Raw genomic sequence first — 14867 nt, forward strand, 5'->3', positions numbered from 1 at the left:
CACCGGACGCTGCACGCCGTAGCGCGTGTGGGCGCCGCGTGGTGGGATGAGCGACGCGAGAACGTTACGAGCGAGGCGCGCGGCGCCGTCGACGACACAGACGACACACGAAGGAGCTGGCCATGGCAGGTGACACCGTCATCACGGTGATCGGGAACCTCACGGGAGACCCGGAGCTGCGTTTCACCCCCTCGGGTGCGGCGGTGGCCAACTTCACGGTGGCGTCCACGCCGCGGACCTTCGACCGCCAGTCGAACGAGTGGAAGGACGGGGACACCCTGTTCATGCGCTGCTCGATCTGGCGCGAGGCCGCGGAGAACGTCGCGGAGTCGCTGACGAAGGGCATGCGCGTCATCGTGCAGGGCCGCCTCGTCCAGCGCTCGTACGAGACCCGCGAGGGGGAGAAGCGCACCGTCGTCGAGCTGCAGGTGGACGAGATCGGTCCTTCCCTGCGCTACGCCTCTGCCAAGGTCACCCGCACCCAGCGCTCGGGTGGCGGTGGCGGCGGCTTCGGCGGCGGTGGCGGCTACGGAGGTGGCGCCAACTCCGGTGGCGCCTCCGGCGGCGGATTCAGCTCCGGCGGCGGTCAGCAGCAGAGCGACGACCCGTGGGCCACGGCTGGTCCCGCGTCGTCCGGTGGCTCGTTCTCCGACGAGCCCCCGTTCTGATCGTCCGCCACTCCCAGAACACACACCCGTCCCCGCGGGTGCCGCGCCGCTCGTCGGCGCGGTCCGTGCGCGGGGATCGCACCTTGTAGAGGAGCAACACCATGGCGAAGCCTGTGGTGCGCAAGCCCAAGAAGAAGTCCAACCCGCTGAAGTCGGCCAAGATCGAGTCGGTCGACTACAAGGACACCGCGCTGCTGCGCAAGTTCATCTCCGACCGCGGCAAGATCCGCGCGCGTCGCGTGACCGGCGTCTCCGTCCAGGAGCAGCGCCAGATCGCCCGTGCGGTGAAGAACGCGCGCGAGATGGCGCTGCTGCCGTACACGTCGACGGCTCGCTGAGCGGGAAGGGAGAGAACTCATGGCCAAGCTGATCCTGACCCACGAGGTCACCGGTCTCGGTGAGCCCGGCGACGTCGTCGAGGTGAAGGACGGGTACGCCCGTAACTTCCTCGTCCCGCGCAAGCTCGCCACGCCGTGGTCCAAGGGCGCCGAGTCGCAGGTGACTGCGATCCGCAAGGCGCGCAAGGCCCGCGAGATCGCGTCGCTCGACGACGCGAAGGCGATCCGCGACTCGCTGCAGTCGAAGCCGGTCGTCGTCGAGGCGAAGGCCGGCGCTGCCGGTCGCCTCTTCGGCGCCGTCACGACGGCGGACATCGCGTCCGCCGTGACGGCCGCCGGTGCGTCGGTCGACAAGCGCAAGATCGAGATCGGTCAGCCGATCAAGGCGACGGGGGACTACACGGTCTCCGTCCGCCTCCACCCGGAGGTCTCCGCGACCCTCGCGGTGAAGGTCGTCGCTGCCTGATCTGCTGCTGAGCAATCCACGAAGGCCCGGCCCCTCCTCGGAGGGGCCGGGCCTTCGTCGCGTCCGGCCCCGTCGTGCTCGGCTGCGTGCGCCGAGCCCTCAGGCGGTGCCGGTGACCATCCAGGCGCTCCCGCGCGCACGGAGCCCCGTGGTGAGGGCGCGTGCCGCCATGAAGACCCCCGCGAAGGCGAGCCACAGCCAGGCGAGGCCCGCCGCGCCGTCGGGCGCCCAGTGCCGGACGGCGAGCGCGAACGGCGCGTAGACCACGAGTGTCAGCATGCCGGCCCAGGCGAGGAACCGGCCGTCCCCGGCGCCGATGAGGACGCCGTCGAGCACGAACACCCACCCCGCCATCGGCAGGAGGACGCCGCACACCGCCATGCCGACGGCGACGGCGGTGCGCACCTCGGGGTCGGACGTGAAGAGGAGCGCGAACCACCAGCCGCCGGCTGCCATGACGACGCCCAGCCCGGCCCCGGCGGCGACGCCCCACTGGAGGGTGCGGCGCAGGACGGCGCGGACGCGGGGGACGTCGTCGGCCCCGAGCCCGTGCCCGACGAGCGCCTGCGCCGCGATGGCGAGCGCGTCGAGCGCGAACGCCGCGAGCCCCCAGACGGAGTTCACGACCTGGTAGCCGGCGAGCGTGACCTCCCCGAGCCCGGTCGCGACGAACACCGTGAGGAGGATCGCGAGGCGGAGCGAGAGCGTGCGGACGAAGAGCGGAGCGCCGGCACGCGCGTTGGCCCAGATCCCGCCCGCGGCGGGCCGCAGCGACGCGCCGTGCTGCCTGGCGCCGCGCACCACGACCACGACGAGCACCGCACCCATGGTGAGCTGGGCGACGCCCGTCCCGATGCCGGACCCCGCGATCCCGAGCCCTGCCCCGTAGACGAGGACGACGTTGAGGACCGCGTTGAACGTCGCGCCGCCCGCGGCGACCCACAGGGGCGTCCGGGTGTCCTGCATGCCGCGCAGGACGCCGGTGGACGCGAGGACGAGGAGCATCCCGGGGAGGCCGAGCGCGGACCAGCGGAGGTACACCACGGCGTGCTCGGCGACCTCACCCGTGCCGCCCATCGCGCCGACGGCCCACGGTGCTGTCGTCCACAGGACGGCCGCGAGGAGCGCGCCCAGCCCGACGGCGAGCCAGAGGCCGTCGATCCCGGACTGGAGCGCCTCTCGCGTGTGGCCGGCGCCGATGCGGCGCGCGACGGCGGCCGTGGTCGCGTAGGCGAGAAAGACGCACAGGCCGACGAGGGTCACGAGGAGCGTCGACGCGAGGGAGAGGCCCGCGAGCTGCGCGGTGCCGAGGTGGCCGACGACGGCGCTGTCGACGAGCACGAACAGCGGCTCGGCCACGAGCGCGCCGAGCGCGGGGACGGCGAGGGCCAGGATCTCGCGGTCGAGCCGGGACCGTGCGCGGCGACCTGTGGACGACGTACCGGGGCCGGATGGCGGCCCGGTGTCGTCGGGGTGGCCGGACGGTGTCCGGCGTGTCGTCGGCGTGTCGCCCGACTTTCTTTCTTCCACACCCCTGAGGGTAGTGATGAGGCTGGTCAGAGGCCGCTCACGGCGATGTACACAGGAAGATCGTGAGGTTGTCCACACCGTTTTCCACCGGGTGTGCACAGCGTGGGGGACTGTGTCCACAGGAACGGGGGTCCCTGTCCACCGGGCGTGCACAGGGCCGTTTGCAGGGCGTCCGGTCGCGATCTAGTGTCGCGGGGTCGTGCCTGTCGGAGGCGGGGGGCGCGGCCACCGGGACAGTCGTGTGGGTGGCCCGCGGTAGAACACGTGTACGACGAAGAGTGGTCCCGGTCGTGCGGTCCCGCAAGGGCCGTTCCAGTCCCGGGGGAGCGAGGGGCGCATGTCGATCGAGGAGCTCGAGGAGAGCTACGGGGGACCGGGGCCGTCGGGGTTCGACCGGACGCCGCCCCAGGACGTCGCCGCCGAGATGAGCGTGCTCGGCGGCATGCTGCTGTCGAAGGACGCCATCGCGGACGTCATCGAGCAGATCCGCGGCTCCGACTTCTACCGCCCGGCGCACGAGATCGTCTACGAGTCGATCATCGACCTCTACGGTCGCGGCGAGCCCGCCGACGCCATCACCGTCGTCGCGGAGCTGACCAAGCGCGGCGAGCTCCAGCGCATCGGCGGCGCGCCCTACATCCACGACCTCATGGCCGGCGTGCCGACCGCCGCCAACGCCGGGTACTACGCGCGCATCGTCCGCGAGCGTGCGGTCCTGCGCCGTCTCGTCGAGGCGGGCACGCGCATCGTGCAGCTCGGCTACGCGACCGACGGCGGCGACGTCGACGAGATCGTCAACAACGCCCAGGCCGAGGTCTACGCCGTCACGGAGCGGCGCACGACGGAGGACTACCTCCCCCTCGCCGAGATCCTCGGGCCCACGTTCGACGAGATCGAGGCCGCCCAGGGGCGCGGCGAGGGCATGACCGGCGTCCCCACCGGCTACTCCGACTTCGACCGGCTCACCAACGGCCTGCACCCCGGCCAGATGATCGTCGTCGCGGCGCGGCCGGCCATCGGCAAGGCCCTCGCGCTCGACACGCCCCTGCCCACGCCGTCGGGCTGGACGACGATGGGCGAGGTCGCGGTCGGCGACCTGCTGGTCTCCGCGGACGGGACGCCCACACGCGTCGTCGCCGCGACCGAGGTCATGGTCGACCGCCCCTGCTACGAGGTCGAGCTCGACGACGGCACCGTGATCGTCGCGGACGCGCAGCACCAGTGGGTGACCTCGACCCGTGCCCAGCGACGCGCGGTGCGCGCCGGCGAGACGCCCGAGTCGTCCGTCCGCACGACCGAGGAGCTCGCAGCCACGGTCCGTTGTGTCACGGCGGACAACCGTGCGAACCACTCGATCGCCACGACGGCACCGCTGGACCTTCCTGAGTCCGACCTCCCGATCCACCCCTACGCGCTCGGGGTCTGGCTGGGCGACGGTAGCTCTCGGCGCGCCGAGTTCACGTCCGCCGACCCCGAGATCGCGATGCGGATCGAAGGGCTGGGCTACGTCGCACAGCCGAAGGGGAAGGCGGAGGGGCGTGCGCGGGCGTACAACATGCTCCTGCCCGAGCCAGAGCCCGTTGTTCGAGCGTGCATCGCGTGCGGCGGTGAGTTCACCCCGAAGCGCGCGACTCTCCTGGCGTGCGGGAAGGCCTGCGCAGCGCGGTCGCGCGGCATGGAGCGGCCTGCGCCTCCGACGTGCCCGGACTGCGGCGAGCCCGGGTGGGGCTTCCGACGGTGCCAGAGGTGCCACGCGACGAACGGCACCATGGGTGGACGGCTCCGCGCGCTCGGAGTCTTGTCGAACAAGCACATCCCCGCGGCGTATCTGCGCGCGAGCGAGACGCAACGACGCGAGCTTCTCGCGGGTCTGCTCGACACCGACGGGACGGTTACGCCGCAGGGAAGCGTCCAGATCTCGCTGACGAGCGAGCGCCTCGCGTTGCAGACGCGAGAGCTGGTCCTGTCCCTGGGATACCGCACGGGGTGGTCGACGAAGGCCGTCCAGGGTCGGACCGAGTCCTCGTCCACGGCGTACACGATCACCTTTACGACCGAGGACGACGTCTTCTGGCTGGAGCGCAAGCGGCTCGTCCACAAGGAGCGCCGTCGCCCTGGGACGGCGCGGCTCACCTCGCGGTTCGTGGTCGACGTCCGACGCGTCGACCCGGTGCCGGTGCGCTGCGTCGAGGTGGACCACCCGTCGCACCTGTACCTCGCGGGACGGTCGATGGTGCCGACGCACAATTCCGTCCTCGGCATCAACGTCGCGACGCACGCCGCGGTGCACCACCAGATGGCGGCCGTCATCTTCTCCCTGGAGATGAGCCGCAACGAGATCACGATGCGTCTGCTCGCCGCCGAGGCGAAGGTGCCGCTCACGCGGATGCGTTCCGGGAAGATGGACGAGCAGGACTGGCAGAAGCTCGCCTCGACGATGGGCAAGGTCGCCGAGGCTCCGCTGTTCATCGACGACTCGCCGAACATGTCGCTCATGGAGATCCGGGCCAAGTGCCGTCGGCTCAAGCAGCGGCACGACCTCAAGCTCGTCGTCATCGACTACCTCCAGCTCATGAGCTCCGGCAAGCGCGTCGAGTCGCGCCAGCAGGAGGTCTCGGAGTTCTCGCGTGCACTCAAGCTGCTCGCGAAGGAGCTCGAGGTTCCTGTCATCGCGATCTCGCAGCTGAACCGTGGTCCGGAACAGCGTGGCGACAAGAAACCGCAGATGAGCGATCTGCGTGAGTCGGGCTGCCTCACCGAGGACACGAAGATCCTGCGCGCGGACACCGGCGCGGAGACCAGCCTCGGTGAGCTGTTCGCGCTCAACGCCAAGGACGTCCCCGTGTGGGCGCTCAACGACCGGCTCCAGTACGTGCGCCGTCACCTCACGCACGTGTTCCCCACCGGGGTGAAGCCGGTGTTCAGGATGCGCCTCGCGTCAGGCAAGGAGATCGAGGCGACGGCGAACCACCCGTTCCTCACCTACGACGGCTGGACGGCGCTCGGGGACCTGGAGGTGGGCTCGCGCATCGGTGTGCCGCGCCACGTGCCGGGGCCGGAGCGGAACCTGGAGTGGGACGACCGCAAGGTCGTCATGCTCGCGCACCTCCTCGGTGACGGGTCGTTCGTGAAGCGCCAGCCGATCCGCTACGCCTCGATCGACGAGCGGAACCTCGCGACCGTCTCCGAGGCCGCAGGCGCTTTCGGCATCACCCCGATCCGCGACGAATATGCCGCCGCAAGAGTCACGACCCTGCGCCTCCCGGCGCCCTACCGTCTCGCTCGCGGCCGCCGGAACCCCATCGCCGAGTGGCTCGACGACCTGGGCCTGTTCGGGGCGCGCAGTCACGAGAAGTTCATCCCGACGAGCGTCTTCCACCTGCCCAAGCGTCAGATCGCCCTCTTCATCAAGCACATCTGGGCCACGGACGGCTCGGTGACGATCAACAAGAACGGGCGCAGCGGTCGGATCTACTACGCCTCGACGTCCCGTGAGGTCGTCGACGGGCTGTCGCGCCTCCTGCTCCGCTTCGGCATCTCGACGCGCGTGCGCACGGCGACACCCAAGGGGTCGTACCGCCCCGGGTACACGCTCGACGTGAGCGGGGTGGACGACCAGCGCCGCTTCCTCCAGGAGATCGGCGTGCACGGCGACCGCGGCGATGTCGCCGAGAAGCTGCTGACGATCATCCGCGAGACGCGGGCCAACACGAACGTCGACACCGTCCCGCGCCGGGTCTGGGACGACGTCCGCGAGATCCTCGTCGAGCGCGGCATGACGCACCGCGAGTTCGCAGCAGCGATCGGCACCGAGTTCTGCGGCAGCGCGCTGTGGAAGAACTCCCCGTCGAGGCACCGCCTCGGCAAGATCGCGGCTGTGCTCGAGAGCGAGGAGCTGGAGATCATGGCCGTCAACGACCTCCTGTGGGACGAGGTCGTCTCGATCGAGCCGATGGGGGAGAAGCAGGTCTACGACGCCACCGTCCTCGACGGGCACAACTTCGTCGCGAACGGCATCGCGGCACACAACAGCATCGAGCAGGACGCGGACGTCGTGATCCTGCTCCACCGCGAGGACGCCTACGAGAAGGAGTCGCCACGCGCGGGCGAGGCGGATCTCATCGTCGCCAAGCACCGTAACGGTCCCACCGACACGATCACCGTCGCGTTCCAGGGCCACTACCAGCGCTTCGCCGACATGCAGATGTAGTGACGTGTTCGGCCGGGCACGTCGGACGGACGGAGGGCGGAGGGTTGCGTGCGGATTTGTCTGCCGCGATGGCACCTCCGTGGAGCGCTGGGGGCTCGGCGCGCTCGATGGCTTGGGCCGGGCGGTGAGCGTCTCGGCGCATATGTGGGGCATGTAGGCCAGTGGGCGCGGCGGCGGGCACGTGTGCGATCGAAGCGAGCGGCAGTGTGCGAAGGGTTGATAGCGCTGTCAACGTGTGCGAGGGTATGCCGCGGGACCGGCGTGGAGGCCGGGCCCGGCCTCCGAGTCATCGATGACCACCGACCCCACGCCGCCGTGGGACCAAGGGGAGCACCACATGCGGGTAGACAGCGCTGTCAACGCTGATCGCGATCCATTCTCGGCACGCACCGGACCAGCACGCTCTCGTCCGTCGCGTCCTGGCGGACGTCGGCGTCGCGCGGGCGCCGTCGTCGCGCTGACCACCGCGGTGAGCCTCGCGCTCCCGCTGGCGGCGTACGCGGCGCCCGGGATCGGGGCGTCGCCCGCGACCGCCGCCGGGACGGAGGCAGCGACGGGGTCCGATGCCGTCGCTTCCGCCGTCGACGGCCCGCTGGTCGACTACGTCAACCCGTTCATCGGGACCAAGGACGACGGCAACACCTACCCGGGCGCTGCCGTGCCGTTCGGCATGGTGCAGCTCTCGCCGGACAACGGGCACAACGTCGGGTACGACTACGACCGCACGTCGGTGCGCGGGTTCTCGCTCGTGCACCTGTCCGGCGTCGGCTGCGGCCTCGGCGGTCCGCTCCCGACCCTGCCGACGACGGGCGCGATCACCTCGACCGACTACGGCCAGTACGCGCTCGGTTTCTCGCACGACGACGAGAAGGCCTCGCCGGGGTACTACCGCGTGGGTCTCCAGTCGCCGGCGGGCACGATCGAGGCCGAACTCACCGCGACCGAGCGCACGGGCGTCCAGCGGTACACGTTCCCCGCGACGGCGCAGGCGAACGTCCTGCTCAACGCCGGCCAGGCGCTCAACCGCGTGACGGAGTCCGACGTGCGCGTCGTCGACGACCGCACGGTCGAGACCCGCATCACCGTGCGCGGCTTCTGCCAGGACACCGAGCCGCAGACGATCTGGACCCGCACGACCTTCGACCGTCCCTTCGTCGCGCACGGCACGTGGGACGGCCAGGTCGTCACCGCGGGCGCGGACGCCGCGTCGGGCGGCGAGGGTCGGCGCGGCGCGTACGTCACGTTCGACACGACCGGCGGCGACCTCGACGTCGAGGCCGTCACCGCGATGAGCTACGTGGGCGCCGACGGCGCCGCGGCGAACCTCGCTGCGGAGGCGGGGACGTTCGACGCCGTGCACGACGCCGCGCGCACGGCCTGGGAGGAGCGTCTCGGCCTCGTGCAGGTCGCGCAGGGCGCGGAGGACGACCTGCGCACGTTCTACTCGTCGCTCTACCGCAGCTTCCTCGCGCCGAACGTCGGCTCCGACGTCGACGGGCGCTACCGCGGCTGGGACCAGGAGGTCCACGCCGCCGAGCCGGGCTTCACCTACTACCAGAACTACTCGCTGTGGGACACGTACCGCACGCAGCAGCAGCTCCTGTACCTGCTCGCGCCCGAGGAGTCGGCCGACATGGCGCTCTCGCTCGTGCGCCAGGGCCAGCAGGGCGGGTGGCTCCCGCGCTGGGGCTACGGCACGGTCGAGACGAACATCATGACCGGCGACCCGGCGACGCCGTTCCTCGTCAGCGCCTGGCGCCAGGGCCTGCTCGCGGGCCACGAGGAGGAGGCGTACGCGGTCCTGAGGGAGAACGCCGACGGCGTCCCGCCTGCGGACTCGCCCTTCAACGGGCGCGCGGCGAACGGCGAGTACCTGCGCGACGGGTTCGTCCCGCACGAGCCGGCGCGCTCGGGCAAGCCCGGCGACTACGATCTCCAGCACGGCGCCTCGGCGACCATGGAGTACGCCCTCGCCGACGCGATGCTCTCGACGATGGCGCGCGGCCTCGGCCACGACGAGGACGCCGACCGCTACGCGGCCCGCGGCCAGAGCTACCGCAACGTGTTCGACCCGCGCACGGGCAACTTCCGGGCGCGTAACGCGGACGGCTTCTTCGTGGGCGACGCGGACCCCGCGCACTCCGACGGCTTCCACGAGGGCACCGCGGTGCAGTACCAGTGGCTCGTGCCGCAGGACGTACCCGGCCTGTTCGACCTCATGGGCGGCACCGACGCTGCGGTCGAGCGCCTCGACGCGTTCTTCGCCTACGACGAGCTGGTCGCCGACCCGGCGCGCGTCGCGAGCGAGGTGTGGGTCAACGGGACGTACGACTACTACGGCTGGGAGACCTACAACCCGAACAACGAGCCGAACCTCCACGCGCCGTACGTGTACCTGTGGACCGGGCAGCCGTGGAAGACGACGGACGTCGTGCGCGCCGCGTCCACGCTGTTCACCGACGGCTCCGACGGCGTCACGGGCAACGACGACCTCGGCACGATGTCCGCGTGGCACGTGCTGTCGTCGATCGGCGTGTACCCGATCGTGCCGGGCACCGACCTGTGGGGCCTGACGACCCCGCTGTTCGACGACGTGACGATCACGCTCGACCCCGAGGTGTTCGGTCGGGACTCCCTGCACCTCACCGCCGACGGCGTCGCGCCCGACGCGCACTACACGCAGTCCGTCTCGCTCGGTGGCGAGCCGCTCGACCGTGCCTGGGTCACGGGCGACGAGCTCACCGCGGCGGGCACGCTCGACGTCGCGGTCGGCTCCGAGCCGTCCGCCTGGGCGACCGACCCCGCGGCCTCGCCGGGCGCCGTCGTGCCCGCGGACGGCACGGTGGAGCGCCTGTTCGTCGGGGCGACGCCGCGGCAGCCGGTCCTCGCCCCGGGTGGGCAGACCGAGGTCGCGGTCCAGGTCGTCGCCCAGGGCGCGGGGACGTCCAGCGGGACGCTCGAGGTGACGTCCGACGGCGCGGTCACCGCGACGACCGACCTCGCCGACTGGACCGCCGAGTCCGACGGCCTGCCGGCCACGGTCGAGGGCACGGTCACGCTCGCCGCACCCGCGGACGCCGAGCCGGGGCTCCACACCGTGCGTCTCGTCGTGCGCGACGCCGGGGGGACCGAGGCGGTCCGCGAGGTGCAGGTCGTGGTGTCCGGGGAGTCGTGGATCGCGGACGCGTTCGACAACGTCGGCATCGGCGACGCCGGGGCGGCCAACGCGAACCTCGACGGCTCGGGCGCCTACCTCCTGCGCGACCTGCTCGCCGACCTCGGGGCCGTCCAGGGTCTGGAGCTCACCGTGCCGGGCACGGACCTCACCTACACGCTCGGGGCCCCGCCGGCGGGCGCGCCCGACAACGTCGCCGCGAGCGGCGAGGTCCTCGAGGTGCCCGAGCACCTGCGCTCGGCCCGCCACCTCTCGGTGGTCGGGACGAGCACGCACGGCACGCACGGGGGAGGCCTCGTGCTCGGGTTCGCCGACGGGACGTCGCAGACCGTCGACGTGCGCCTCAGCGACTGGTGCACGGGCTCGCCCGAGCCCGGCAACATCACGGTCGCGAAGGCCGGGGCGCGCGGCGACCGCGAGAACGTGCAGAAGATCGGCTGCGGGCTCTACGCCACCGCGCCCGTCGCGATCCCGGAGGGCAAGGTCCTGACGTCGGTCACGCTGCCGAACGACGAGCGGTTCCACGTGTTCGCGATCGCGACCGACGCGACCGGGGTCGTCCCCGCGCCGCAGGTCGAGGTCACGGCGCAGGCCCGCTGCCTCGGCGGCAAGGCGTTCGTCGCGGTGCGCGCGCTCAACACCGGCGAGCGGCCCGCCGCGATCGAGCTCGCGACCCCGTACGGCTCGAAGCTCTACGGTGACGTGGCGCCTGGGGCGAACGCGTACCAGTCGTTCGCCACCCGCGCCGCCGCCGTCGAGGCGGGCGAGGTCACGGTGACCGTGACGACGCCCAACGGTGAGCCCCAGCAGGTCACGGCCGCGTACGACGCCGCCGCCTGCTCCTGATCGACGGTGGCGCGGGGCCGTACGGTCCCGCGCCACCGTCCTCCACGCTCCTTCCCGCTCCTTCGTCCTGTGAGGACCCGCATGTCTCGAACACGTCCTGCGCGCACCACGGTGCGGCGCACCGTCGCGGCGCTCTCCGCCACGGCGGTCCTGGCCGCCGGCCTCTCGCTCGCCCCCGCCGTCGGCCTCGCGGTGCCGGCGGTCGCGGCCGTACCCGACCTCGTCGAGGACCCCGTCTCCTTCGTCGACCCGTTCGTCGGCACCGGTCAGGCGACGGGTGTCGTCGGGGAGATCAACAACTTCCCCGGGCCGTCGATGCCGTTCGGCATGATGCAGCTCTCGCCCGACACGCAGGTCTCCGTGGGCAACGGCGACAAGGCGTACGCGGGCTACCGCTACTCGCACCAGGCGATCCGCGGCTTCTCCATGACTCACGCGGCCGCCGGGTGCTGGATCTTCGGCGACGTCCCGATCCTCCCGGTGACGGGCGACGTCGGGCAGTACCCGTGGGACCGCAAGGAGTCGTTCAGCCACGACGCGGAGAGTGCCGAGGTCGGCCGGTACGCGGTCACGCTCCAGTCGTCGGGGATCGAGGCGGAGCTGTCGGCCGCGACCCGCTCGGGCGGGCTGACGTTCGACTACCCCGAGGGCGGTGCCGCGTCGCAGGTGATCGTCAACGCCGCGGGCTCGCTCGCGAGCGTGCGCAACGCGACGGTCGAGGTCGAGGACGCGCGCACGGTCACCGGCTCGGTGACGAGCGGCGGGTTCTGCGGCAAGAACAACACCCACACGACGTACTTCGCGATCGAGCTCGACCAGGACGCGCGGGCGTTCGGCACGTGGCAGGGCTCGACCGTCTCGCCCGGCGACCCGTCGGCCGACGGCAACGGCGCGGGCGCGTGGCTCACCTTCGCGCCCGGCGCGACGGTGCACGCGAAGGTCGGCATGTCCTACGTGAGCGTCGAGGGCGCGCGCGCCAACCTCGCGGCCGAGATCCCGGGCTTCGACTTCGACGCCGTCCGGGACGCGAACCGCGCCGCGTGGTCCGACCTGCTCGGGAAGGTCCGCGTCGCGGGGGAGGACGCCGACGACCTCACGATGTTCTACACGTCGCTCTACCACTCGCTGCTGCACCCGAACACGTTCACCGACGTGGACGGCCGGTACGTCGGGTTCGACGGCGAGATCCACCAGGCACCCGAGGGGCACGAGCGGTACGCGAACTTCTCGGACTGGGACACGTACCGGTCGCTCGGGGCGCTCCAGGCGCTGCTGGCGCCCGACCGGGCGTCGGACATGGCGCAGTCGCTCGTCGAGGTCGCCGACCAGTCCGGCTGGCTGCCGCGATGGCCGGTCGCGAACCAGCACACGGGCCAGATGACCGGTGACTCCTCGGTGCCGCTCATCGCGAGCATGTACGCGTTCGGGGCGCGCGACTTCGACGCGGAGTCGGCGCTCGCGCACATGGTCAAGGGCGCGACGAGCGCCGCCCCGACCGCGAACGGCTACGTGCAGCGGCGTGGGATCGAGACGTATCTCGAGCGCGGGTACGCGCCGCAGACCGAGGAGTTCCGGGGCGACCACCGCGTCGTGGGCGCGTCCATCACGCTCGAGTGGTCGATCGCCGACTTCGCGATCGGGCAGCTCGCGGCCGCGCTCGGCCAGGACGACGTCGCCGCCGAGTACGCCGCGCGCGGCCAGTGGTGGCAGAACGTCCACGACCCCGTGACCCGCACGGCGGGCGCCCGGAACGACGACGGCACGTTCGTGCGGTCGCAGGGCGGCGGCGGGTTCGGGCAGGAGGGCTTCGACGAGGGCAACGCCGAGCAGTACACGTGGCTCGTGCCGCAGAACGTCGCGGGGCTCACCGACGCGCTCGGGGGGCGCGAGGCCGTCGCGGAGCGGCTCGACGCCTTCACGGCGCAGCACAACGCCGGCCCGAACGAGCCGTACCTGTGGATCGGCAACGAGCCGAACTTCGGCGTCCCGTGGCTGTACGACTACGTGGGCCAGCCGTGGCGCACGAGCGAGCTCGTCGACGAGCTCACGTCCACGCTGTTCCGCCCCGAGCCGAACGGCAAGCCCGGCAACGACGACCTCGGCGCCCAGGCCGGCTGGTACGTGTGGGCCGCGATGGGCCTGTACCCGACCACGCCGGGCACGGACGTGCTCGCGCTCAACGCGCCGCGCTTCGACCGCGTCGTGGTCGACCTCGGCGAGGGCGAGACCCTCGACCTGCGCGCCACCGGCGCCTCGACCGGCGCCCGCTACATCAGCGGCGTCACCATCGACGGCGCGGCCTGGGACGGGACCTCGCTGCCGCGCCACATCGCGCACGAGGGCGGCGTCGTCGAGCTCGCGATGTCGACCGAGCGCGACACCACGTGGGGGACCGCGGTCGCGGACGCCCCGCCGTCGTGGCGCGACGGCGAGTCCGCCGTCGTCGCCGCGGCGGACCCGGGCCTCGTGACGGTCGCGCCCGGCGGGTCGGCCGACGCGTCGGTGGCCGTGCAGCTCTTCGGCGCCGACGCCGCGGACGTGCGCGTCGCGGTCGACGCCCCCGACGGCATCGGGGTCGGCGAGCCCGCGCTCGTCGACGACGGCTCGGGCCACCTCACCGGCACGGTCCCCGTCCAGGTAGGTGCCGGCGTCGCGTCCGGCTACCACGACGCGCGGCTCGTGGTCGCGGCCGGGGACGACGACGTCGAGGTGCCGCTCACCGTCCTCGTCGCCGCGCCCGGGTCGCTCGTCGCGGCGTACGACACGGTCGGCACCGCGCCCGAGGCGAACCGCGGCGTCGGGAACTTCGACGCGGCCGGCAACTCGTTCTCGCGCGAGGCGCTCGCCGACGCCGGGCTCACGCCCGGGTCGGTGCACGAGGTCGACGGCCTGGCGTTCACGTGGCCGTCCTCGCCCGTGGGGCGCCCGGACTCGGTCACGCTCACCGGTGAGACCGTGCGGCTCGACGTGCCGACGAGCCGGCTCGCGTTCGTCGGCGCGGCGACCGACGGGACCCACCGCGGGACCGCGGTCGTCACGCTCGACGACGGCAGCACCGCGTCCACGAGGATCGGCTTCGGTGACTGGGTGCTGCCCAGCGCGGACGGGTCGCCCGTGGAGGGCAACTCCGTCGTCGCGCAGATGAACCGGCGCAACGGCGACAAGGACAGCGCGTTCGTGTTCGCCACCGCCCCGTACACCGCGCCCGAGGGCCGGCGGGTGGTCGCGGTGACGTTCCCCGACGTCGACGACCTGCACGTCTTCGCGATCGCGGCCGAGCCGGCCGCGGACGTGCACCTCGTGGACGTGACGGTCTCCCCGCGCTGCCTCGCCGGGACCCCGTACCTGGCGGTGCGCGCGGCGAACGTCTCCGCCGGGGCCGTCGACGTCGACCTCACCACGGGCGTGGGCTCGCGGTCCTTCACGGCCGTCGCCCCCGGCGCGAACGCCTACCAGTCGTTCGCCGCCCGCGGCGCGACCGGGGACGTCGACGTCACCGTGACGGCCACGGGGGAGGAGGGGACGCAGACGGTCACGCAGACCGTCGTCGTCCCGCGCTGCGCCTGACCGGCGGCGGGCACGCACCGAGCGCTCGGTGCGTGCCCGCCGTCGCGCTCGACCGCTGTACCCGCAC

At 72.3% G+C, this 14867-nt stretch carries 7 protein-coding genes; 6 read left to right on the forward strand and 1 reads right to left on the reverse strand.

What is annotated here, in order from left to right; genetic code table 11:
* Window positions 1-122 precede the first annotated feature (122 nt).
* From E1O70_RS00530 to rplI, 3 genes are all read left to right on the forward strand, one after another.
* Complete coding sequence (locus E1O70_RS00530; protein WP_061269298.1) at window positions 123-668, forward strand: single-stranded DNA-binding protein; 546 nt, start codon at window positions 123-125, stop codon at window positions 666-668.
* Window positions 669-769: 101 nt separating this feature from the next.
* Window positions 770-1006 carry a 30S ribosomal protein S18 gene (gene rpsR / locus E1O70_RS00535; protein ID WP_021481584.1) on the forward strand — a complete coding sequence of 79 codons (237 nt, stop codon included), beginning with the start codon at window positions 770-772 and terminating at the stop codon, window positions 1004-1006.
* 19 nt (window positions 1007-1025) lie between these two features.
* Complete coding sequence (gene rplI, locus E1O70_RS00540) at window positions 1026-1472, forward strand: 50S ribosomal protein L9 (protein WP_047230914.1); 447 nt, start codon at window positions 1026-1028, stop codon at window positions 1470-1472.
* A gap of 99 nt (window positions 1473-1571) precedes the next feature.
* Here the strand turns inward: rplI and E1O70_RS00545 are convergent, their stop codons facing one another.
* Window positions 1572-2867 (reverse strand): MATE family efflux transporter, encoded by a 1296-nt coding sequence (locus tag E1O70_RS00545; protein WP_061269300.1) that lies wholly within the window; start codon window positions 2865-2867, stop codon window positions 1572-1574.
* 472 nt (window positions 2868-3339) lie between these two features.
* On the opposite strand from E1O70_RS00545, the gene E1O70_RS00550 reads away from it, so the two are divergent.
* From E1O70_RS00550 to E1O70_RS00560, 3 genes are all read left to right on the forward strand, one after another.
* Window positions 3340-7212, forward strand: coding sequence for a replicative DNA helicase (locus E1O70_RS00550; RefSeq protein ID WP_061269299.1), 3873 nt, complete (start codon window positions 3340-3342; stop codon window positions 7210-7212).
* Between the two features lie 469 nt (window positions 7213-7681).
* The gene (locus E1O70_RS00555; protein WP_205688579.1) at window positions 7682-11233 is read left to right on the forward strand and encodes a GH92 family glycosyl hydrolase; all 3552 of its coding nucleotides are present in this window, start codon (window positions 7682-7684) and stop codon (window positions 11231-11233) included.
* Window positions 11234-11314: 81 nt separating this feature from the next.
* Window positions 11315-14800, forward strand: coding sequence for a GH92 family glycosyl hydrolase (locus tag E1O70_RS00560; RefSeq protein ID WP_082774829.1), 3486 nt, complete (start codon window positions 11315-11317; stop codon window positions 14798-14800).
* Window positions 14801-14867 lie beyond the last annotated feature (67 nt).

It is taken from the genome of Cellulosimicrobium funkei (genome assembly GCF_004519295.1).
GTDB classification, from domain to species: Bacteria; Actinomycetota; Actinomycetes; order Actinomycetales; family Cellulomonadaceae; genus Cellulosimicrobium; species Cellulosimicrobium funkei.

Coding starts and splice junctions, on each gene's coding strand:
- rpsR (WP_021481584.1), top strand. CDS start 770: ATGGCGAAGCCTGTGGTGCGCAAGCCCAAGAAGAAGTCCAACCCGCTG.
- E1O70_RS00530 (WP_061269298.1), top strand. CDS start 123: ATGGCAGGTGACACCGTCATCACGGTGATCGGGAACCTCACGGGAGAC.
- E1O70_RS00550 (WP_061269299.1), top strand. CDS start 3,340: ATGTCGATCGAGGAGCTCGAGGAGAGCTACGGGGGACCGGGGCCGTCG.
- rplI (WP_047230914.1), top strand. CDS start 1,026: ATGGCCAAGCTGATCCTGACCCACGAGGTCACCGGTCTCGGTGAGCCC.
- E1O70_RS00560 (WP_082774829.1), top strand. CDS start 11,315: ATGTCTCGAACACGTCCTGCGCGCACCACGGTGCGGCGCACCGTCGCG.